A 22045-nucleotide genomic window follows, 5' to 3' on the forward strand; every position below is an offset into this window, starting at 1 on the left:
GCCGCCGGGACAATGCACCCCGACCGACAGGTCAGGCGCGGATATGCAGCAGCGCAGGTAGGTGCGTCTGAAGAATGTCGTCTGGCACGCTCAAAATTTCAGTCACACGCATGAGTTGACTGCGGCTGCATACCGCGCTATATTTATCCCTATCAAGTAAGGCAACCCAAAGCAAGACCGCTGCCGTCTGAGAAGGGCGGATTTTTTATGCCTCAAATCGGCGGGAAGAGGTGTGGATATTCAGCCCGCGATAAGTTGCGAAGCTAGAAACATCGTCCAGTACGGCGAAATTCTGGCCCGTGTGCATGAGTTGACAGAGCCTGCATATCACGCTATATTTGCCTTATCACCGTCCGAGCAGGGCGGATTTTTCGTTTTGGCTCACTCAAGCGCCACATCGCCAACTTTATCCGGCACTGGAAACGTAAGCCGAAGCTGCGGCACAGCCAGCGTCAGCCGGGGCCGAAGCTGCGTAAGTGGCGCGTGGAATCCGGCGGCGTCCAGCACGGTCAGGCGGGCGGGTTGTACCTTGCCCACAGCGCTCACGGGGGTCAGGAGCCAGCCAGTTTCGCCGTCTAATGCAGGTTGGGCCAGCGTGCGGAACTGGGCGGGCACAGGTGTAGTGGAAACGGGCAGCGAGCTTCCCCGCGTCTGGTAGGCCAAGTGTGCCAACAGTTGTCCGTCTGGTGCAGAAATTCGGACTTGTGTTGTCTGTCCTTCCTCCTGCCATTCGAATCGCGCCAACCCTTTGGGAATGCCCCAGTTGCGGCGGCCCCAGCGCACGCTGGCTTCACTGCTCACCACAATCTGGCGCACCTGTGGACGCGGGCCAGCGGGCGACGAATGGGGCGCGGTTGCCCACAACAGTTCGTCGTATGGCCCCACCGGAGAATCGGTGTAGCGCAGCAGCATCAGCGCCCCCCACGTGGCAGGTTGGCGGTACAGCGCAACTAGGCCGCGCCCGTGCAGTGTCCAAGGCGGCGGGGCACAGTGGATGGGCACGGTGTCGGTGGGCACGGCTTCAGCGTACCGTAGAGCCATGCTGAAACACGTTTCCTTCCTGACCCGCGACTTGCCCGCCACACTCGCCTTTTATACACATCTAGGCGGCGTAATCGAAAAGAACCTGACCACCGCAGAAGGCCACCGCCGCGCTGTGGTGCGCTTGGGCGGCGGCCTCTTGCAATTTTTTCAGATAAAGGGCGAAACTCCCGCGCCGCATTCCCACTGGGCCGAACATATTGCCCTGCATGTGCCCGATTTGCGGGGGCTGCTGCCTGTGCTGCGGGCATCGGGCGTGGTGGTGACGCGGGACTTGCAACCCAGCCCCAGCGGGCGCGACATGGCTTTTGTAGAAGACCCCGATGGGCGGCAAGTAGAATTACTTCAGGCCGATGGTTGACGGGACACGTTACGGCCCTTCGCTGTACACCCGGCTGGCGTAGTAGTACTTTTCCAGCAGCAGTTTGCCCAGCGCCACCACCGGCACGGCCAGCAGCGCTCCCACGAAGCCCAGCAGCGCTACGCCCACCAAAATTGCCACTAGCACCGTAATCGGGTGCAGATCGGTGGTTTTGCTCAGAATGTAGGGGCTCAGGAAGTTACTTTCTATTTGGTTGGCGGCCACGAACACCACCACGACCAGCAGCATCTTGACCCAGCCATCGGGCAGCGCCAGCAGCAGCGCGGGCGTGGCCCCCACCACTGGCCCCAAGTACGGCACGATATTGAACGCACCCGCCAAAAAGCCGATGGCGGCGGCGCTAGGAATGCCTAGCAGGGTCAGGCCCAGCCACACGAACACGCCGATAAAAATGGCGATCAGCAGTTGCCCGCGCACGTAGCCGCCCACCGCCGTGCCCACGAGGCCCGACAGTTCCAGCACACGCGGCTGCCAGGGGCGCGGAAACACGCGCAGCAGGGTCACGTTCACGCGGGCGTAATCCAGCATCAGGTACACCGACAGCAGCAAAATCAGCAGTACTTGCCCGATAAAACCGCCGATAGACATCAGGCCTGCGAACACCGTGCTAGACGAACTCAGGGCGTTTTGCAAGATGGGGACGATGTTGTCTTCCAGACTTTGCAGGTAGGTCTGCGCCGCCTCGGTCAGGCGTTCGCGGGCATTGTCTAGGCCCGGCACGCCCAACCCCGTGAGCCAGCCCGTCAATCGGTCTAGGCCCGAGCTGAGCTGCTCCACTTGGCCCGGCAAATCCTGAAACAATTGAATGAATTGCGCGGAAATAGTGACGATCAAGGCCCCAGCCATCGCAAAGATGCCGCCGAACATCAGCAGTACGAACAAGACGCCCAGCCCACGTTTGACCCTTCCGCGCTGCAACCAGTTCAGCAGGGGATTGGCAAGGTAGGCGATCAGGAAGGCCACCAGAAAATCCACTACCACACTGGTGATCTGCCCCAGCAGGCGGTACATCAGGTAGGCGATCAGCCCAAAGACGGCCAACCGCACCCACGGATTTCGCCAAGCGTGCTGAAATGCGTTGTCATGAACTTCTCTGGTGGGTAGGGGTGGCATCACAGTGCCTCTACTCTAAGACCACCCGCCGCTGTTGAGACGCTGCCCCGCCGAGGGTAGACACTCTTCTGACCCCGTGCTACTATTCCTTCCGCTGGCAGGAGCAACATTCCGCCCGCGGCACCTCAGCACCACCACGCAGACCCCCGGCGCTGTAGCCAAGTGGTAAGGCAGAGGTCTGCAAAACCTCCACCACCGGTTCAAGTCCGGTCAGCGCCTCCAAGTTTTCCCCGATTTCACTTAGGTTCAGATCCGTAGCTCAGGGGTAGAGCACTACATTGACACTGTAGGGGTCAGCAGTTCAAATCTGCTCGGGTCTACCAACCAAAACGCCTTCCTAGAGGGCGTTTTTTCTTTGTATCTATGGCCTAGCCGTGTGCCGCCGCCTCTGCCATAACGTCTGGGTTTACGGCTCTAGCCTATGCCTTGTGCCGGGCAGAATCGCCCGAACCCTCACACTCTAAAGACAGCCAATGCTCGTCTGAACTCCACGCCATTCGACGTACCAGCCGGCTTTTAATCTAGTTGCAAGGCCAGCCATTAGGATTTATGTCGCGGGAGCTAGAGCCTCACGCCTCATCCAAGCCGACCTACCCCCAAGCAGGAAGGCTTGTGGGGCAGAGTCCGCACTTACGGCGATTCTTTGTACGCCACCCGCAGGAACCGTTCTGGTATTTCCCAAATGACGACTTGTGGGGGGTTGTTCTGGCGGTCTTCACTTTTCAGGTAGTCACGCATAGGCACAATCGGGCCTTTGCCTTCTTGCGCGGCGTTCAATACTTCGGTGCCTAGGGCCTGCGAGAGCGCCCCGGCGAAATGCCATACGTTGTCTTTGCCCTCGGCGCTGTAGCTGGTGCCCACCAACGTAACGGCCAGAGTTTCTTCGCCCAGCAGACCGCCGCCGCCCTCGTCGGTGCGGGTGTAGTCCAATTCCCGCACTTGGTCGGGTGCTGGGCCGGGCACGTAGCGCAGAAGGTCGCCTGTGCGTTCGGTGGCAGGCTTGATCTGCATTGCATACTCGGCGGGCGGCAAATCGGGGGCCAGTTCTGTGATGGCCGGGGCCAACGTTCGGGCGGCTATTGCTGCGCCATACGGCGTCCAGTGAGTATCGGTGCGGAAGAACAGGTCGCCTGCATCTTCTTGTTTTTCTCCCTGAAGGCTGGCGAGCAGATCAGGCGCGGCGATCCCGGCTTGGGTGAGGGCAACGCGGAAAGAAGCGTAAGTATCGGCCTGCTGGCGGGGAACAGGCACAGACAGAAACTCGGCATACAGGCGGGTTTTGGCGGGAATCAGGGCAACCACCAGCTTGGCTCCGTCTTTGGCCAACTCCTCCTGCACCTCCGAGATGTACTTCACTTTGGCGGCAATTTCGGCCTCGTCACCCTCCGCCGTCTGGTATTCCTCGCTGGTGAACAGCCAGCCTTCCTTGCCCACCAGTGCGCCCTCGCGGGCTTCTCCGAACAGACGGTAATTGAGGCGGCCCCACAGATTCACGCTGGGGTCACGCCACGGCACTTTGGCATCCAGACCCTTTTCCCAGGCCAGTTGCCAAGTGCCCGTCAGCACGTCTTGGCCCGCCACGCGCTCGCGGAAGCCGGGACTGCCGAGGGTTGCCACTGCGCCTAACCCGACCACGCCCAGCAGGAAGGCGGCGGGCAGCCAGCGCAGCAAGCGCGGCGCGGCAGGATGTTCGTCTTTGCGTTTTACGGTGTCCTGAGCAACTTCAGTCATGCAAACCTCAGAACTGGAAGTACAGAAAGGGCGTGTAACTTTGCGCCGACAGCTTCAGAATGGCGACCACGAACAGGGGCAGCAAGACCAACGTGGCCCCCACCGCAAGCCGGGGCCGCAGCAACCGGCTGCCCAGATCACCGACCCGCGCCCCCCAGACTGGTGCAACGAAGACCAACACTGTGCCCAGCAGCATCGTGACCAGCACACTGCCGCGCACTTGCCAGGCCAGCGTGTCGCTGAGACCTACACCGTTGAGACCGATCATGCCCCGGTACATCCGGAAGGCGTCTGGCACGTTGTCGGCGCGGAACATGACCCAGCCCACCATGACCAGCAGCAGCGTGCCGGGAATGGTCAGCCACGCCGGACTCGGCTTCCACCCGTTGGTCTCTTTCAGGCGGCGCTCGATGGCCAAAATGCTGCCGTGCCAGATGCCCCACAGCACAAACGTCCAGTTGGCCCCGTGCCACAGGCCGCCGAGTACCATCGTCAGCCACAGGTTCAGGTACGTGCGTGCGCGGCCATAGCGGTTCCCGCCCAAGCTGATGTACAGGTATTCGCGCAGCCAACTGCTCAGGCTCATGTGCCATCTGCGCCAAAATTCGGTGATGGAACGGCTGATATACGGATGGTTGAAGTTTTCGGGGAACTTGAAGCCCATCATGGCCGCCAGCCCAATGGCCATATCGCTGTAGCCGCTGAAATCGAAGTACAACTGGAGGGTGTAGGCGGCGGCCCCCAGCCACGCATCGGCCATCGTGGGATCAGGCTGATTGAAGCTGGCCGTGACCAACGGCGCGATGGTGTCGGCAATCAAGACCTTCTTGGCAAACCCGGTCATAAAGCGGGTGGCCCCGTAGCTGAACTTTTCCAGCGTGTGGGTGCGGGTGCGGAACTGATCGGCCAGCAGGTTGTATTTCAGCACTGGCCCGGCGATCAGGTGCGGAAACAGCGCGATGAAGGCCGCGAAATCCAGCAGCTTGTGCGTGGGCGGTTCCTCGCGCCTATACACGTCTACGATGTAACTGATGGCATGAAAGATAAAAAAACTCAGTCCGATGGGCAGCAAAATGGGTGTCCAACTGAAGGCTTGGAGGCCCAGGCTGGTGGTCAGGGCATTAAAGCTCTCGATGCCGAAGTTGGCGTACTTGAAATAGGCCAGTGCGCCGAGGTTCAGCACGATGGCCGAGATCAGCGTCCAGCGCCGTTTGGGGCCGTCCGGTTGTCTGTCTAGCACCAATCCGTAGGCATAGGCCACGCCCGTAATCGCCATCAGGAGCCACAGGAAGTCCAGTCGCCACCAGCCGTACAGCGCGTAGCTGCCTGCCAGAATCCACGCGCTGCGGGCCTTGAAGGGCAACAGGTAATAGACGACCAGAAAGAGTGGGAGAAACAGGAACAGGAAGACGTTGGAACTGAAGACCACGGGGTTATTTGGTCTTGGTGCTGCTCTGGGTGAGGGTCAGGCCGCTGTCGGTCAGCACGAGCGCGTAGGCGTTGCCGCGCTCCAGCTTCACGCCTTTGAGGGTACCCAGCGCCCTAGTACCCGCGAACGCGGCCAAATCCACCGTAATACCGTTGACGGCGCGGCTGCCGCTCTGGCCCGTTTTGACGCCCGCAACCACCGCCGTTTTTCCGTCCGCCGTTTTCAGGTCGATACTGGCATTCTTGCTCAGGTTGTAGATCGTCAACAGCGCTTTGGCCCGGTTCTCAGCAGCCTGATCGGCCAGCAGCATGACTGTGCCGCCGCGACTGACCACACTGTAGAACTTGCCCGCCTCGACCTTCAGCTTGCTGGTGGATGTACCGATGTTGGCGGCAAACTCTCCTTGCGGAATGACCACGTAGGCGCTGGCCGCTCCCTTCAGGGCAGTCACAGCTTTACCTCCCAGCGTGGCGGCGGGTGCATTGATCACCCGCACGAAGGCCGAGTCGGCGGGCGGAGCGGGGTCATACAGGCCCGTTTCCTGAGCAGCGGCGAGGCCAATCAACAGGCAAGTCAGAGGAAAGACTCTTAGCATTCCTCTAACTTAGCTGGAAATTGCACAGCCTGTACCCAAAGGTGTGAGATTTTGCCGCGACACTTCTCTTAATTTTGTGCTAATGAACGATCAGCATGAGAATCTAAGGCTCCCATGAGCTAAATATGGGAACGGGGTGAGTCTGTTTCCTGCGTGGTTTAGCGTGCGGGTAACGCCTCAACAGTCAGCATGGCTTATGCGCGGCAGCAATACCCCCCGAATGAACACCTTGAAGCCAATTTACGCTCCACTTGCGGCCCAACGATTGGGCCACATACCTGAGAATCTGCCGGTGATCCGTTCCCGGTGGACACGGGCCGCCCAGATCGTGCTGGCTCTGGCTCCACTCTCCCTCGGGGGGGCTCTGGCGCAGGCCGCCGTTTCCTCGGTACAGCCTACCTACGCCGCTTGCGCTAAGTCCAGCGACATCGATGGGAAGGGCACCTACGAATTGTTCGGCTCGAACGGCTGGATTTTTGAGAGTTACGAATTTTCAGCTTTAGAAGGCCTGAGAGGCACTTCAGTGGCGGCCCTGACCCGGCTGGCCAAAGCGTTCAAGGCGCGGGGTTCTACCCTGATTCTGGTACCGGTGCCCACGCGCGCCGTGAGCGCCGACAAGACGCTCGACTTCGCACGCTACCCACAACTTCAGTTTTCCAAAGACCACTATGTGGCGTCGTGGAACACCATGATCGCTCAGGCGCGGGCTACGGGAATCACGGTCATCGATCTGCTGCCCACTGTCCTCGATTTTCAAGTCAATGCACGCGGTGAAGATTTTTTTCAATCCCGTGACCACCACTGGTCTCTGTCTGGAATGGAGGCCGCCACCACACAAATCGCCGCACAGATTTCGGCCCTCGCCCAGGCCCAGAAGCTTGACCTGGAGCGGCAGCAAGGTGAGCTGACCATCAAGCCCGCGGGGGGATCTGCGGGGTCAATGGGTTCGCACTATATGAAGGCCTGTGATCTCAAGATCGAGGCGATGCCCGTGTACGACGCCACTTACACTGCCGAATCCACCTCACTCCTCGATGACGTCGAGCCGGTGATCGGTATTTTTGGCGACAGCTTCGGCCTGAGCTACAGCAGTACCCGAGTGGACAAAAACTTTGGCGTACTGTTGGAGGCCAAAACCGCGCTGCCGGTGGTGAACAACTCGGTCTCTGGAAACGGCAGGACGGCGACCCTAGCGGGCTACTTGGCAGATCCGGCGCTGGTGGACAAGTTGCCGCCGTTCGTGGTGGTGCCGTTTATGGGCGGGATTTCCAACAGCGATTTCGATTACGGCCAGATGACTGCCGCCCTGATCGGCTGTTCCGACGCGAACCGCATCGCTCAAACTAAATTTTCGACTCCGGCGGCAAAGATGGTATTTGCACCCCAGCCGCAAGGGGCCAGCAAGGGCAACAGCTTGATTCATATTCATACCGACGCGCCCACGAATTACCTTGAAGTCAGAGAGGGGACTTACACGGACGGCTCGCCCCTGAAGTTTGAAATCTACCGGACGTCTGCTTCCTATTTCACGGGCAGCCGAACCGACTTCTATAGCCTGCTGGCCGACGAAAAATCTGTCCGTTCCCTAGCCGTTCAACTGGAAAAGCAAGGGCCTGTGTCCGGCTACGTCGAAGTGTGCCGCATTCCGGACGCTTTGCGCTGACGTTTGGGGGGGCACAGGGAAGGTCGGAAAGCAGTCTTCTCTGAAGGCTTGACCCTGCCCCGCCTGTGGCCTTTCCCACTCTCTGCGGCGGCCCGGTGCGCCAGCATTCGGCCATGAAACGGCGGTGGAAGGGAACACGGTGGGCGCTTGTGGGGATGTTGTGCGTTGGTGCGGGCGGCACGTGGGCAGCGGCCCACTATGCGGCGGCCCTGCCCGACAGCGTCATCGCCAAACCCTCGCGGCAATTCGGGCTGCCTTTTGCGGGTGCGCCGGGGCCGAACACTTGGCTGCTGGGGCAGGGGTACGGCAACACCACGGGCGCGTATCGGCAACGCCGCAGCACCTACGGCAACCTTCAGGGTGTACACGCGGGGCTGGATTTCAGTGCGCCCTGCGGCACCCCGGTGCGGGCCATCGGGGACGGCGTAGTGTCCGAAGTGGACGGCCCACACGGCAGCCCGCCGCACAATCTGGTCATCGATCATTCGGGCAACCTGAGCAGTCTGTACGGCCATCTGCGGGTGCGCTCGTCTCTGCGGGTGGGGCAGCGCGTGACACGGGGGCAGGTGATCGGTGAAAGCGGAGACTCCCAATTCACCTGTGTCAGTGCGCCGCATCTGCATCTGGAACTGCGTGACCGCTCGCATCAGCGCTTCTTCAATCCGTTGCCGTACATCGCCGCCGATTGGGATTCTCTGGCGCTGGCAGGCAGCTTTGGCCGGGGCTACCAGTACGACCTGAGTACGCCGCGCAAATGGCAAACGCCCGAATCTCAGCCTGAAGTGCGGCGCGGCGGGCGCATTCTGAACGAGTTCGCCAAGCCCTGGCCACCCGCGCCGGGGGGAGCGAGGTGAAGCGGGCCGCCGTTCTGGTCGGGCTTGCTGCTCTTATGGGATCGGCTTTGGCCGCCACCTTGCCCTCAAAAGCCGTATTGTCGGGCACCTGTTGCCCCGGCGTAGTCTGGGCACCCGATTCGCGCTCGCTGATGTTCCTCGATGGCCCGCCTGTTCGCAGCGCGACGGGCATCTATTCGGTTCCGGCAGACGGCGGCACAGTTACGCGGCGGTTTTCCTCGGTGGCCTACTTTTCGCCCAAACTGCGCTGGGCGGTGCGCCCCGGCACTGGCGAAAACACTACGCTGGAACGCCTGAGCGACGGGCGCAAGTTCACCCTGCCTACACGCGGCGCAGACGTGACGTGGACGGGCAGCGAAACCCGGCTGGCCTACACCCGCAGCGATACCAGCGGCAACTTTGACCGCCGCACCAACCGCGTGTTCGTCTCTGACGTGTTCGCCGCCCCCAAGCAGGTCGCTACCCTGAATGGCGGCGGTATCAGCGGCTGGATCGGGGATTCTACCCTGCTCCTGAACGGCAAACTGAACGCCTCTGCCCGTGACCGTGACCTGTTTACTATGGATACCCGCACAGGCTCACGCCGTACCCTGCGCTCTGCCCTGAGTTTCCGGGGCCTGAGCCTCAGCACCGATGGTTCCCGCGTCGTGTACTACATTGCCTTCGACAGTGCGGCCCGCAACGGCTTGTGGATTCAAAACACGGCTGGGGGCGCGGCCAAGCGGCTCGATTCCTTCGGCTCCTACCGTTGGCGCGACGCCTCGCGGTTGTTGCTCATTCCTCTGGTTCCAAACGGCAGCCCACACGTTCTGCGCGAGTACAACGCCCGCACGGGGGCTTGGCGCACGTTGGGCGACTTGGGCGATCAGGTCAGGCAGGGGGACTGGAGCGTCAGCCCGGACGGGAGAAAGATCAGCTACCTGAGTGCTAAGGATGGGAACGTTCGGGTGGTGAGTTTGCCGGAGTAGGTAGAGGCGTTTGGGCTTGTTGAGAGCGGTATTTTTGGATTTCTCCTACGCCTTCCCCCACCCCCCAGCCCCCGCCCCCAAAGGGGTCAGGGGAGTTTGTCGCTCTGCTTTGCAGCTCTGCGAGTCCGCTGAGGAGGATTGATCTTGTCGCGTCCAAACCCGGCTGAATCCCTCACTTGAACCGGAACTGGCAGTCGTCTTTGAACTGGAATTGGCCCGCGCGTTGCACGCACGACGGCCTCACACGCAGTTGGGCGGGGACGATTTAGGGTGGCGGTGTGGTGGTTTTAGCTCCCTCCCCATCGGCTGGTAGGGGTGAGTGAGCGCCAGCGATTGCCCTTGACCTTCTTAGACCCTTAGACTACCCCCCAGCAAACTCAGCCCTCAAGTCAAAAACAACCGGTACGCCGCGTTCTGAGTCGCGTCCTCTGCCGGATAGCCCAAGCCCTCCAAGAACGTGGCGAAGGCGTCCATTTCGGTGTCTGGCACCTGTATTCCGGCCAAGACCCGGCCATGTGCGCTGCCGTGATTGCGGTAATGGAACAGGCTGATATTCCAGCCCGCGTGCAGGTGGGTCAGGAATTCCAGCAGTGCGCCGGGGCGTTCCGGGAAGGTGAAAGAATACACGCGCTCGTCGGTGGCTTCGGGGGCGCGGCCTCCCACCATATGGCGCACATGCACTTTGGCGAGTTCGTCTTCGGTCAGATCGGTCACGGGGTAGCCCAGATCGGTCAGTTGGCGCACCAACGCGGGCCGCTGCCCAGCCTGTGCCAGTTGCACGCCCACAAAAATTTGGGCGTCGGTGCGGGGGGCGTAACGGTAATTGAATTCGGTGATGGCCCGCCCGCCGATCACTTCGATAAATTGCCGGAATGCGCCGGGGCGTTCGGGGATGGTCACGGCCAGGATCGCCTCGCGCTGCTCGCCAATTTCGGCGCGTTCGGCCACATGGCGCAGGCGGTCGAAGTTCACGTTTGCGCCGCAGGTCAGGGCCACCAGCACTTCGCCTTGCAGCCCGCGCTCGGTGGCGTACTTTTTCAGGCCCGCTACCGCCAAAGCTCCGGCGGGTTCCATCACGGCGCGGGTATCGTCGAACACGTCTTTTATGGCCGCGCAGACTGCATCGGTATTCACGCGCACCCAGTCGTCCACGTAGCGCCGCGTCAAGTCAAACGTATACGCGCCCACCTGCTTGACCGCCACGCCGTCCACGAAAATGCCCACCGTGTCCAGCCGCACGCGCTCGCCCGCCTGAAGGCTCTGGTACATGGCGTCAGAGTCGTCGGGTTCCACGCCCACAATGCGAATATCGGGCCGCAACGCCTTCAGCACGCCGGACACGCCCGCAATGAGGCCGCCGCCGCCCACCGGAACGAACACCGTAAAGCCGTGTGGTGCGTCCAGTTGCCGCAGCAGTTCCAGCGCCACCGTGCCCTGACCGGCCAGCACCAGGGGATCGTCGTAAGGATGCACGAAGGTCAGGCCCGAATCCTGCTGAAGGCCGTAGGCATGGGCTTCCGCGTCGCTGAAACTGTCGCCGTGCAGCACCACTTCGGCACCGCGTTGCCTGCACGCCTGCACCTTGATGTCGGGTGTGGTGGCGGGCATCACGATCACGGCGCGGATGCCGAGCGCCTGCGCCGCGAATGCTACGCCCTGCGCGTGGTTGCCCGCCGAGGCGCAGATCACGCCGCGTGCCGCTTCCGCCGCCGTCAGTTGGCTCATCTTGTTGTATGCGCCGCGAATTTTGAAGGAAAAGATAGGTTGCTGGTCTTCCCGTTTCAGCAAGACGCGGTTGCCCGTGCGCCTGCTGAGGCCCGGAGCCTCGCTGAGCGCCGTTTCGATGGCCGCGCCGTACACCTTGCTGGTCAGCGCCAGCCGCAGCACATCCATCGCGTCGAGGGTTCCGGGTTTGAATTCGTTGGCCTGCATCATGTTGGTCGCTCCCTTGTCTGTTCAGCGTTCAAATTCAAAAAAAATCCCCACCAGATCGGCGGGGAAGGGCATCACGGCAGTTCAGAGCCGGAAGCGTCGCTCCCCGAATCTCTGAATAATTCGCCCGTAATTCATGCTGTTAGCATAGGCGTCGGGCGCAGGGTGGAGTGGGGGGAGGGTAGACAAGGGGGTGCCGCCGTCCGGATGGCCCCTCTGTAAGAAAAATAAATACAAACACCTTCGTAGATTTTGTCGCTCTCAAAAAGTAACGCACGGCCAACAAGAGCTGCGTTCGAACGATGAGTAGCGAATTGTATGGACGATATATTGCCACAGGCGATCTTGATAAATTCTTCGTTTGTTATCTCAAAAGGCAAACTCGTATTTGGATCGAGTTGTCAACAACGAAAAAAGTCAATAACCGAGCCTTGCTCAACCCTCGAGTTCAGACAGACGCTCCACTTCTTCTTGCACTTCAAGCAAATCCGCTTCCTCTAGAACCAAGCTTTTTGCGGCTTTGATGTATTTCTCGAGGGTCACTCTGTCGTCCAACATGACAGCAATATCAGCTCGCAAGATAAAAGCTTGGAATTGCGTCACAACGCTTAGCAAATCTGGTTTCTCGAGGGCACGATCGAGATGCTCCGCTGCTAATTTGGGGTCATCTCTTGAGTAGGCAAACAACCTTGCCGCTTTCACGGCTCGCGCCAGTGGGGTCAGGGGCGAACTGCTCTCTACTTTGGTGGGCTTCGCGGTTTTTTCTGCAATTTGAACAAAAATGAGGTAATTCCCAGCGGGGTCAACCATATTGAAACGACGATCACCGCTTTTCACGTCATTCACCCCATTCATTCGCGGAACACCACTGCGGAGTTGCTTACCGAAAGCTGCTTTGATTCGACTTGAGAATAGTTTGTTCAACTCATCTATATTGGTTACTGCCACCAAACACATATGCCCATTTTCGTGATTCGGCGCTATGTTTTTGTTGCCGATAAAATCAATTTGAATATTCTCAAGTGCCACACTCCCATATACATAAGGTGCGTGCTGTTCGTAGAGAATTTTAAACCCTAGCATAGTATAAAATTCGAGAGTTGCTTTTAAGTTTGCAGTCGGAAAAATTGGAACAACCTTTTCGTTCGCCACTACAGCCTCCCCGAGAATTTGCCAGTTAACTGTCAAAGGTGGGTAGTATCGCACGTTTGACTTTTAGCTGTGCAAATGTGGCTTCAACAGCTGATAACTCTGTCCTTTTTGTTGACTGTCAGCTAACGGCTAGGTCATGAGAAGCGGAAATACGGGGAGCGTATCCTGACACCAGCGAAGGTCGTCGATAGAAGGCGCTCTGTAGATTGGAAGGTTAACCAAATTTCCGGCCATCGACGCCAAGGACCTGAAATTGTGAACGACTGGCGAGGGTGGATAGAAGTCGAAGCAAATCCGTACAATTTTGCAACCCCCTATCCGCTACGATCCGGCCCCCACCCTCGCCGCCAACCGCCAACCACTCAGCAAGGCCGCTTCTACCCTTGGGCCGTGTGGATCGGGCGTCAGCCAATCGCCGCACCAGCCGATATTTAATTCTTCATCCCAGTGGCAGGGTTCGGGCACGCGGGCGGTGGGGGTGGCGTAGCGCCAGCGGTGGGCAAAGGCGTGCAGGTGAGGCAAACGTTGGCCCAACACTTCGGCGGCAGCCTCTAATAATTCTGGCAGTACCTCGTCGGGGCGGCGCTCCAAGTTGGCGCGTGACCACTCGGCCCCGGCGTGGAGCATCAGCGCGGGCGGGTGTCCGGGAGCGCGTTTGGTGTGTTCGCGGGCGATCCAGTCCAGTGTCGGGTGTCCAGTCAGTTTCAGGGCAGGCCAAGTGTGGTCTATCAAATCCTGCTCAAGCACCACGCCCACCGCCCAGCACGGATCGAAGCGCACGCGGCCCACCGCTTCGGCAGCGTCGCCAACCTCGTGATCTTCCAGCAGGGCGGCCACTTGCGGGGCGGGCAAATTGAGGATCAGGCGCGGGGCGTCCCAGCTTGCGCCGTCGCGGGTATGCACGCGCCAGCCCTTGCCCCGGCGTTCCAAACTGGTCACTTCGGTATTGGTCTGTACGTCCAGCCCGCGTGCGAGGGCGCGGCCCATGGCGCTAAAGCCCTCGGCGGGCGCGTAGCGGGGATGGCCGTCTGGCGCGGTGTGAATTGCGCCGCCTTGCCACTCGCTGACCGTGCGCGTCCATTCACTCAGCCAGCCTTCGCGGAGGCCTGCTTCTGCCAGCGCTCTGGTGCGGTCATGACGGGCCGTAAAAAAGCGTGCGCCGTGATCCAGCCGTGCTTCGCGGCCATCATCTAAGGGAATCCGGCGGGTGGCGGCCCGCCCCGACACGCCCTTGGATTTGTCCAGCACTTTGACGCGTAGGCCTGCGCCCACAGCGTCCCGCGCACAGACCAGCCCCCCTAAGCCCGCGCCGACGATCAGTAGGTCAGGCTGGGCAAGTTCAGAGGGCAGACTCAAAGCAGCGCCCGGTGATCGGCCAACATGCAGCGGTCTTGAATCACGTCTATGCCGTGTGCAGCGAGTTCCTGCGCGGTGGCGTCGTCGCGGATGCCCAGTTGCAGCCAGACCACCTTGGGCAGCGGGTTCATCGCCAGAATATCGGCCAGATGGTCATGCACCTTGTCGCTGCGCCGGAAGACTTCCACCACATCTACAGGCGTGACAATCTCGGCCAGCGTAGACACCGCCTTTTGCCCAAAAAAGCTCTCGCCCCGCGCCGCCAAAGACGGATTCACCGGAATGACGCTGTAGCCTTGGCGGTGCATGTATTCGGGCACGTAATGGGCGGGCTTCACGGTGTCGCGGTGAAAGCCGATCACGGCGATGGTTTTGTTGTCGGTCAGCACGCGAATCACGTCGGCGGTGGAAGTCAGTAGGGTCATTGTTCTCCTCGTACCGTCAGGGCGGCGTAGGCCTGTGCCGCTGCTTCCAGCGTGGCGTTCAGGTGCGCGTCGGTGTGGGCGGCGCTCACGAAAATGCTCTCGAATTGCGAAGGTGCCCAGTAGATTCCGCGTGCCAACATGCCCTGAAACCAGCCCGCAAAGGCGGCGGTGTCGCTGCGGGCGGCGTCGGTGTAGGTACGGATACTGCCGTGTGGGGCGCTGCTGTGAAAGGCCGTGAGCATCGAACCGATCTGGTTCACGCTGATGGGTACGCCTGCCGCCGAAGCTCCCGCCTTCAGCCCCTCAGCCAACTGCGCCGTGTAGGTGTTCAGGCGCTCGTACACGCCGGGATCGGCTTCCAGTGCGCCCAGCATCGCCAACCCTGCCGCCATCGCCAACGGGTTGCCGCTCAGGGTTCCGGCCTGATACACCGGGCCTTGCGGAGACACGAAGTTCATCACCTCGGCCCGCCCACCGTATGCGCCCACAGGCAGCCCGCCGCCGATGATTTTGCCCCAGCAGGTCAGGTCAGGCCGCAGCCCCAGCAGGCCAGTGGCCCCGCGCAGGCTCAGGCGGAATCCGGTCATCACTTCATCAGCAATCAGCAGCACGCCCGCCGCCTGAACGCGGTGCAGGGCGTCCAAGAATTCGGGGTTCGGAATTAGTACCCCGGCGTTGCCCACCACTGGCTCGAAAATCACGGCGGCTATTTCATGCCCGCGTGCCGTCATCAGGGCGTCCAGTGCGGCGGGGTCGTTGTATTCGCTGACCAATGTGAGGGCCGCGTATTCTTCCGGCACACCCGCGCTGCTGGGGGCGGCTTGGCCTAAGCCTTGGCGGTTCAGTTGGCCGCCGTCGGCCACCGCGTCCGTCATCAACCCGCTGCCCGCTTCCACCAACAATCCGTCAGCGTGCCCGTGGTAGTTACCCCGGAACTTCAGAATGTACTTGCGCCCCGTAAACCCCCGTGCCAGACGCAAGGCGCTCATGGTGGCTTCCGTGCCGCTGTTCACAAAACGCACTCGGTCTACGCCTGTTATGCGCGTCACTGCCTCGCCCAGCAACACTTCCCGCTCACCGGGAGCGCCGAAGCTGGTGCCGCCTGCCAGCGCTTCGATGACAGCCTCGCGCACGGCGGGCAGGTTGTGGCCCAAAATCATCGGCCCCCACGAACCGATATGGTCGATGTAGTCGTTGCCGTCTGCATCGGTCAGAATCGCGCCGTTGGCCCGCGCGATAAAACGCGGTGTGCCGCCCACGCTGCGGAAGGCCCGCACCGGACTGTTCACGCCGCCGGGAGTGACCGCCTGCGCCCGCGCAAACAAGGCTTGGGACTGCGTTGTCCTGGCCGCTTGAGAAGAAGGAGTAGAAAGAATCTCAGGATTCGCCGTCATACGGCACACCTTACCGAACCCTGATGAGACGTGCGGCGAGGGGGCAGACAGTCTGAACGTGGGGCCAATGGGGGGTGAGATTGGGGGCGGTGTGGTGCGTGTGCGGCGCAAAGCTGTGGCAGGATGACCTGTAGTTATGGACGCTGCCGAGAAACGCCTTCTTTTGCAACAGGAATTTGGTTGGGCAGAGCCATTGACAGAGGGCGGTTTTCTTATCCCTATGCTCCAAGGTCAGAAATTTCTCCAGCGTCTTGCGGCCTTGGATATCGGACTGGTTTCCAGTATTGAAGTTCTAGAGCGATATGCTGATGAAACTTACACGGAATCCATTCAGGTGCAGCTCTGGACGCACCTGAACGAATTTCGTGTAGACCGCACGTTGACGCTCAGTCAAGCCGCTTCGTTCATAGAGCAGCACCTAGCCCCCGACAGGTTCCTAGAGTTCACTTACGACGTGTTCGACGACATTCCGCAGTACGAGCGGGCCGCTGTCCTGAGGGAAAAGCCCAGCTTGTCTGCGGTGGTTTCGGCCACAGGGCAGGTGGAGGTGGTGGGCGTTTTGGGCATTCAGCCGGTAATGGATCTGATTTGGCATCACGTGCGGCTGCTGCAAGTGACGACTGAAGAGGGAAAGATATTGGAGTTGGGTCATATCGCCGGACGGTTCGAGCAGTTGAGACAGGCGACAGCATGGATGGGGGACATTTGGCTGGACTCACCATATACGCGGTTTGGGATGCGTGGGCAGTTGTTGGAGTATCAAGCGCCTTTGCCGAAAAATCAGTGGCTTTTGCCCGTTTCGCTGCGAAGCTGATCTTTCCGGGAGTCACTCAGCTTCACCCCCGGATGCGCCATGCACCAGTCCATGCCTCCTCTAACTTTTCTTCTTCATGCTCAGCGAATCGCAGATGGCAATCGCTTCGTACACCAGTTGCAGTGTGTTGGTGCTGGCCTCGCAGAAGATAAAGCGCCCCGGCACGCCTTTGGCGGCCACCGTCATGCCCACGTGGTAGCGGTCAGAAAAGCTGGAATTGCCCACCGTATCCAGAATTGCCACTTGCCGCGCCGGGGTTTTCACACTCCGCAGGATTTTGCGCGGCGCAGACACGTCATACGTCACCAGCGTGGTGGCCGCCCGAAACTTCATGCTGATCTTGCGCACACTGTCTTCCAGATTGCCGAAGAAATTGTCGGCTTTGTAGGTGGCCGGAGCTTTGCCTGAAATGGTGTATTCCTCGCTGCCCGACGCGTTTTCTATGTCCAGAGAAAAGGGTTTGAGAGCAGTGGCGGCCAAAGCTGTGCCGATCAGGAGGGCAGTCAGGGGTAGGGCAGCGCGGCGAATGGGCAACACGGAGGCAGGCAACACAGGGGCAGGCAACATAGAGACTCCTTGAGCGGGCAAAGGGCTGGAATATGCTGGGGCGCTGAAATTGTGAGGGAGAAGAACGGCTTCAGCATAAGCCTCAGCGGTCTGGAATGGGTCAGCCACACGAAAAGGCTGGACGGCTGAAACCTTCTCCAGTCCGTCCAGCCCGCTGTTTAATCAACTATCGGCTAGGGGTTTAGAGTCCCAATAGTCCCACTGCCGCCGTCGTCAAGAGTTCGGTCTTGAAGGGATTGACCAACGCCTGTGCCTGCGGGTCTGCGGTCTGCACGCTGGTGTTCAGATCGGGCAGGCGGCCCTGCTGCAAGGCTTGCGCGGCCTGTGCAAAATCCACGGTGGGGACGCCCAGAGCGCGGTTCACGTCGTTCCGCACAGCGGCGTAGCGTTCGGCGGTCATACCCTCGCGGGCTAGGGCTGCGGCCTGTGCGGTGCGGGCGGCTCCCACGCTACCACCTACCTCACGCAAGATATTCACGACTTGCAAAATGTTGGGCGTCGCGCCGTTCTGGACGTCTGTCCACACGGTTTGTAGGCCCGTGAAACTGCTGCCCAGTGCGCCCCGCACGTCGCGCCGGATTCGCACGAACTTTTGCACGTCGGCTTTGGTCAGTGGGCTGGCGGTGTTCACCGTCGTGGCCGTGCCAGATGAGGGCGGCGGCGTAATCGTGGTGCCAGAGGTGCCCGTTCCGGTCTGCGTTTGCGTCTGCGCGGGGACGCCCTGCCAACTTGCCAAGAAGCTGCGGGCGGGCTGAATTACCAGAAACCACGCCGCCGCACCTAACAACGCCAGCACTAACAGCGTGCCGCCGCCACAGCCCAAGCAGCCAAAACCTACTCCTCTTCGTCTCATGCCCCTAGGGTACGGGCCGAACGTGAAGAAGGTTCCCGCGCGGGCTGTCTTGCGCTACACTCGGCGGGTCTCAACAACCTAGATGTGCGGGCTTTACTGCACTCTTGCGGAGGTTTCCTATGATCCGTTCTGTCTTCCTGACTGCCCGCTCCGGCACCGCTCTCCTTCTTTCGGCCCTGACTTTGGCGGCCTGTACTCAGCCCATCGCGCCCGTTGTAGAAACCCGTGCCCAAGACACGCGCACGTTTACGGCTGTGGTGCCCACGCTGACTGCAACGCCCGGCGCGGCGCTGTATCAGGGCAAATACCCCGGAATCCGGGGCGAGGCCAGCTACGCCATAGAGGTTCCGGCCAACTGGAACGGCCAACTCGTGATGTACGCGCACGGTTACGCGGGCACGGGCGCAGAACTGCGGGTGCAGGCTCCGTCGCTGCGGCCTTTCCTGCTGTCTCAGGGGTACGCGTGGGCGGCCAGCAGCTACAGCGCCAACTATTACGATGTGCAGGCGGGTGTAGAGGACACCAACGCCCTCGCCAACGCCTTTACCAGCCTCACCGGCGGCAAGCACGCCGCGCCTACCAAAACGCTGATCATGGGCGTCAGCATGGGCGGGCATGTGGCCGGGGCCGCCGTAGAAAAGGAAACGCAGGCCAGCGCCAAAAACAAGACCACCTACGCCGCGTCGCTGCCCCTTTGCGGCGTGATGGACGAGGAATACGAGTTTCAGTGGCTGGGCGATTACACGCTGGCGGCGGCACAACTTGCGGGCTTTGGCCCCCGCACCTTTCCCCAAACCGACTACCAGACCCTGCTGCCCGACATCAAAGCGGCCCTGTTTTCCAGCACCGAGGGCGCACAGTGGCAAGAAAACAGCGTGCAAGGTGCAAAACTGCGCGAAATTGCCCGTAGCCTGACCGGAGGAGACCGCCCCGTGTTCGAACTCGGATTCCGTAGCGCCACTTGGCAAAGTGCCGTGCTGGGAACGGGCGGCGCAGACGGCACCGTGACCGGAATCTTGCCCCGCAATCTGTACGACAACACCAACGTGTCTTACCGCTGGACGGCGGGCGCGACTCCCACAGCCGCCGAAACTGCTTTCAATGCCAGCATTCTGCGTGTGAAGGGTGACACCGATCCCAACCCGGCCCGCCCGGACGCCGTGCGCTGGCTGCCCCGCATCAACGGAGAATTCAGCGTGCCTGTGCTGACGGTGCATACCCTTGGAGACTTTTACGTGCCGTTTGCCCACCAGCAAAAATACCGGGCTGCGGCGCTGGCTGCCGGAAACGGAGACCGATTGGTGCAGCGGGCCGTCCGCGCCGCCGGACACTGCGAATTCAACGCCGCCGAACTCGTGGAGGCGTTCGGCGATCTGGTGAAGTGGGAGAAAACGGGCGTGAAACCTGCGGGCGACGATGTGACCACGCCGACTGTCGTGGCTAACCCCAACTACGGCTGCAAATTTACCCGCGCCACCCGTGCAGGTGTGGCGGCGTGTGGGGTGAATTGAGGGCGGCGTAAACGTGACTTCTTCTTGATCTTTGCATAGCTCGGCAACGTCTGACGGGTGCCAAGCAGTGAGGCGAGAATTCAGCGTTGACGATGGCGTGTGAACCCCCCAGTCTGCTTCGCAGCCAGCCCCCCTTAGAGGGGAGCGAAAAAGCACCCTTGTCCTCCCCTTGAGGGGGGGCGTTGCGCCAGCAACGGGGGGGTTTACCTACCAAGCTGAGCAAAAATCAGTGATTCAGCTTCTGCTCTTGCGCCGTCCTGAGCATCAGAATGGCCCCGCCGAATTGAAAGGCGGGGTCATCTTTTTTGCAGTTCATGGCCCATAGCCCTCACCTCAATCCCCAACCATTTCCGTCCCACCCACCAACACCGTCACCAGCGCCCAGCCGTCTTCCAGCGTGGCTCTTATCGCTGCCCCGGTAGTTTCGTTGCTTACTGTCCACCCGCTACCCAGCGGCACATCGGCGCGGCTAAGGGGCCAGCGCACTCCGCCGAGGCTTAGGCCGCGTAAGTCGGAGAAGGCCAGGACGCTGAGAGTTAAATTCGCTTCCAACTCCAGCGCAACCGGAGAGGCGGGCAGTAGCGGCCAGCCCCATTCGTCGCCGCTGGTGAGGATTACGGGCCAGCCTTCACGCGCCCGCCGAATGCCGCCCAGCATCAGGGCCGCCGTATGGTCAAAGCGCCCGCCGAATGCGCCAATAAACACCAGTGCTGTCGCGCCGCGTTGCAGGGCCACCCGCACCGCCAGTTCCGCATCGGTTTCGTCTTTGGCCGCCGGGTGAACCTCGCGTGGGGCGTCCACATGTACGCCCGCCGAACTGTCGAAATCGCCCACCCACACGTCTACTATTACGCCCAGCGCCGCCGCGTGCCGTGCGCCTCCATCGGCGGCCACCACCAGTGCGGGCCGGGGCAACGCCGCCAGCATCGGCGTCGGCGTCAGGCGGCCCCCCACCAGAATCCAAGCGATCATGACTGCACTGTAGAGGAGAACAGACAAAAGCCGCCGAGACAGAATTGCTCGGCGGCTCTGTTTGGGATTGCGTTCGGAGGTTACGGAGTCGGCAGGCCCAAGCCTTGGTGAATATCGGCCAGAAACGCTTCCATATTTTTGCTGAGGGCGTCAAATTGCGGCACGCTTCCACGCATAGGATTAAACGGCGACATGTACATCAGGCGCACGCCGCCACGTGAATTAAGTTCAGACGGCCCCATGACCAGCAGTTGAGCGAACTTCTCTGTGCCGTTAGGCAGCGTGTAGGTCACACCGACCAGTTGCCCCAAGCCTACATTTTCGCTACTGGACACCTTGAAGGTCATCTTGGCGGCGTTTTGAAGAGTGGCGGTGGTGGCGGCGGCGTTCAGTTCCTTGATCTTGACTGGGTTGTAGGGATCAGAGGTAAACAGCGCGTTCATATCGGCAAAGGCCAGCGATTTCAGTGCGCCTTCTAGCATCTTGATGGGTACGGCGGCCTGATCGGAGGTGATCGAGCCGGGTGCGGCGGGTGCAGTGGCAGGAGGGACAGAGCCCAATGGTGGAGTAGTGGCAGGCCCACCATTCCGGGCAGTGGGCAGTGCCGCGCCGGGAGCGTATTTCAGGAAGGGTTGAATCCGCTTGGAAGCAGTAATGGCCTGACTCAAGTTGATGGCGCAGTCGGCGGCAGCTTTACCGTACCCGCTGTTGCTGCCCATATTTATTCCACCGATTGAGATGCCCGTACTTATAGATTCACCTTCACATTGCTCCGTAAAAATCAATTCTCCGCTGGAAGGATCAGCAACTTGCAGCGCAGCTTTGACTTTCGTTTTTTTCTGTCCAATGCCGAGAAATCCGCCGCTGCTGCTCTCCTCAATGTTCGTTATGCCGCCTGAAACGCTCAGGTTGGCCACGTCTTCGCGCTTGATGACCCGGAAATAGCCGCTGTTCTGCAATGCCTGCGTCAAGGCGGCTTCAAATTCACTTCCGGCGTTGTTGCCGCAGCTTCCGCCCTGACAGGACATGGGCGCGAGGTACAGCACGGCTTGCGGCCCGCTGTAGGCGACTGGTGCCGGGGCCGGAGCCGTCTGGGCCGCTGCCACCGAACAGGCCAACGAGAGCGGGAGCAGTGTGGAAAGCGTGAAGCGGAGCTGTGTCATAGGTTCTCCCTGAATGCATTCGGCGGCAAAAATAAAAGTGAGAAAAGCCACTGGATGGTTCAGGGCGAGTGTAACAGTGAACGACCTGTCACTTAGGCGAATTTGCAGGCGATAGTGACGGAAAATCATG

The 22045-nt window shown here is 60.7% G+C and carries 20 protein-coding genes and 2 tRNA genes; 8 read left to right on the forward strand and 14 right to left on the reverse strand.

Annotated elements, in window-relative coordinates; translation table 11 throughout:
* Positions 1–381: 381 nt before the first annotated feature.
* Entirely contained in the window at positions 382–1017 is a 636-nt protein-coding gene (locus tag SU48_RS03950; RefSeq protein ID WP_231881675.1) for an acetoacetate decarboxylase family protein, read from the reverse strand.
* A 22-nt stretch (positions 1018–1039) separates the two neighbouring features.
* Here SU48_RS03950 and SU48_RS03955 point away from each other — a divergent pair, with 22 nt between their 5' ends.
* Positions 1040–1402: a VOC family protein gene (locus SU48_RS03955; RefSeq protein ID WP_064014118.1), complete on the forward strand. Its 363-nt coding sequence runs from the start codon at positions 1040–1042 to the stop codon at positions 1400–1402.
* A gap of 9 nt (positions 1403–1411) precedes the next feature.
* Here the strand turns inward: SU48_RS03955 and SU48_RS03960 are convergent, their stop codons facing one another.
* Complete coding sequence (locus SU48_RS03960; protein WP_064014119.1) at positions 1412–2536, reverse strand: AI-2E family transporter; 1125 nt, start codon at positions 2534–2536, stop codon at positions 1412–1414.
* Between the two features lie 148 nt (positions 2537–2684).
* Between SU48_RS03960 and SU48_RS03965 the strand changes: the two genes are divergently transcribed.
* Together SU48_RS03965 and SU48_RS03970 are read left to right on the forward strand one after the other, a co-directional pair.
* Positions 2685–2758: transfer RNA gene (locus SU48_RS03965), tRNA-Cys, on the forward strand.
* A gap of 26 nt (positions 2759–2784) precedes the next feature.
* Positions 2785–2859, forward strand: a tRNA-Val gene (locus SU48_RS03970).
* A 307-nt stretch (positions 2860–3166) separates the two neighbouring features.
* On the opposite strand, the gene SU48_RS03975 is transcribed toward SU48_RS03970, so the two are convergent.
* The 3 genes from SU48_RS03975 to SU48_RS03985 are packed head-to-tail and all read right to left on the reverse strand — an operon-like array spanning position 3167 to position 6291.
* Positions 3167–4267, reverse strand: a complete 1101-nt coding sequence (locus SU48_RS03975) for an alginate O-acetyltransferase AlgX-related protein (RefSeq protein ID WP_064014120.1) — start codon at positions 4265–4267, stop codon at positions 3167–3169.
* A gap of 7 nt (positions 4268–4274) precedes the next feature.
* Entirely contained in the window at positions 4275–5696 is a 1422-nt protein-coding gene (locus SU48_RS03980; protein ID WP_064014121.1) for an MBOAT family O-acyltransferase, read from the reverse strand.
* 4 nt (positions 5697–5700) lie between these two features.
* Entirely contained in the window at positions 5701–6291 is a 591-nt protein-coding gene (locus tag SU48_RS03985; RefSeq protein ID WP_082869657.1) for an alginate O-acetyltransferase AlgF, read from the reverse strand.
* A gap of 292 nt (positions 6292–6583) precedes the next feature.
* On the opposite strand from SU48_RS03985, the gene SU48_RS03990 reads away from it, so the two are divergent.
* From SU48_RS03990 to SU48_RS04000, 3 genes are all read left to right on the forward strand, one after another.
* Entirely contained in the window at positions 6584–7954 is a 1371-nt protein-coding gene (locus SU48_RS03990) for an alginate O-acetyltransferase AlgX-related protein (RefSeq protein WP_197474682.1), read from the forward strand.
* Positions 7955–8109: 155 nt separating this feature from the next.
* Positions 8110–8808 carry a M23 family metallopeptidase gene (locus tag SU48_RS03995; protein WP_064014123.1) on the forward strand — a complete coding sequence of 233 codons (699 nt, stop codon included), beginning with the start codon at positions 8110–8112 and terminating at the stop codon, positions 8806–8808.
* Positions 8809–8843: 35 nt separating this feature from the next.
* The gene (locus SU48_RS04000; protein WP_064014124.1) at positions 8844–9776 is read left to right on the forward strand and encodes a hypothetical protein; all 933 of its coding nucleotides are present in this window, start codon (positions 8844–8846) and stop codon (positions 9774–9776) included.
* Positions 9777–10160: 384 nt separating this feature from the next.
* Here the strand turns inward: SU48_RS04000 and ilvA are convergent, their stop codons facing one another.
* The 5 genes from ilvA to hemL all read right to left on the reverse strand — a co-directional run bounded on the left by ilvA (position 10161) and on the right by hemL (position 16035).
* Positions 10161–11711 carry a threonine ammonia-lyase, biosynthetic gene (ilvA, locus tag SU48_RS04005; RefSeq protein ID WP_064014125.1) on the reverse strand — a complete coding sequence of 517 codons (1551 nt, stop codon included), beginning with the start codon at positions 11709–11711 and terminating at the stop codon, positions 10161–10163.
* Between the two features lie 432 nt (positions 11712–12143).
* Positions 12144–12860, reverse strand: coding sequence for a VOC family protein (locus tag SU48_RS04010; protein WP_157451075.1), 717 nt, complete (start codon positions 12858–12860; stop codon positions 12144–12146).
* Between the two features lie 321 nt (positions 12861–13181).
* Positions 13182–14216 carry an NAD(P)/FAD-dependent oxidoreductase gene (locus tag SU48_RS04015; protein ID WP_064014127.1) on the reverse strand — a complete coding sequence of 345 codons (1035 nt, stop codon included), beginning with the start codon at positions 14214–14216 and terminating at the stop codon, positions 13182–13184.
* A complete protein-coding gene (locus SU48_RS04020) occupies positions 14213–14641 on the reverse strand; it encodes a CoA-binding protein (RefSeq protein WP_064014128.1) in 429 nt (142 codons plus the stop codon). Before SU48_RS04020 ends, SU48_RS04015 begins: the two co-directional genes overlap by 4 nt.
* Entirely contained in the window at positions 14638–16035 is a 1398-nt protein-coding gene (gene hemL / locus SU48_RS04025) for a glutamate-1-semialdehyde 2,1-aminomutase (RefSeq protein ID WP_064014129.1), read from the reverse strand. The genes SU48_RS04020 and hemL overlap by 4 nt, the downstream gene beginning before the upstream one ends.
* 136 nt (positions 16036–16171) lie before the next feature.
* On the opposite strand from hemL, the gene SU48_RS04030 reads away from it, so the two are divergent.
* The gene (locus SU48_RS04030; RefSeq protein WP_064014130.1) at positions 16172–16849 is read left to right on the forward strand and encodes a hypothetical protein; all 678 of its coding nucleotides are present in this window, start codon (positions 16172–16174) and stop codon (positions 16847–16849) included.
* 60 nt (positions 16850–16909) lie between these two features.
* Here the strand turns inward: SU48_RS04030 and SU48_RS04035 are convergent, their stop codons facing one another.
* A complete protein-coding gene (locus SU48_RS04035) occupies positions 16910–17416 on the reverse strand; it encodes a hypothetical protein (protein ID WP_064014131.1) in 507 nt (168 codons plus the stop codon).
* Positions 17417–17597: 181 nt separating this feature from the next.
* Positions 17598–18269 carry a hypothetical protein gene (locus SU48_RS04040; protein WP_064014132.1) on the reverse strand — a complete coding sequence of 224 codons (672 nt, stop codon included), beginning with the start codon at positions 18267–18269 and terminating at the stop codon, positions 17598–17600.
* A gap of 119 nt (positions 18270–18388) precedes the next feature.
* Here SU48_RS04040 and SU48_RS04045 point away from each other — a divergent pair, with 119 nt between their 5' ends.
* A complete protein-coding gene (locus SU48_RS04045) occupies positions 18389–19780 on the forward strand; it encodes an alpha/beta hydrolase (protein WP_064014133.1) in 1392 nt (463 codons plus the stop codon).
* 333 nt (positions 19781–20113) lie between these two features.
* Here the strand turns inward: SU48_RS04045 and SU48_RS04050 are convergent, their stop codons facing one another.
* Positions 20114–20752, reverse strand: coding sequence for a thiamine diphosphokinase (locus tag SU48_RS04050; protein WP_064014134.1), 639 nt, complete (start codon positions 20750–20752; stop codon positions 20114–20116).
* Between the two features lie 80 nt (positions 20753–20832).
* On the reverse strand, positions 20833–21915 hold the full coding sequence (locus tag SU48_RS04055) for a hypothetical protein (protein WP_157451076.1): 1083 nt from the start codon (positions 21913–21915) through the stop codon (positions 20833–20835).
* Between the last annotated feature and the right edge of the window lie 130 nt (positions 21916–22045).

The organism is Deinococcus puniceus (assembly GCF_001644565.1).
In the GTDB taxonomy this organism is placed as follows: domain Bacteria; phylum Deinococcota; class Deinococci; order Deinococcales; family Deinococcaceae; genus Deinococcus; species Deinococcus puniceus.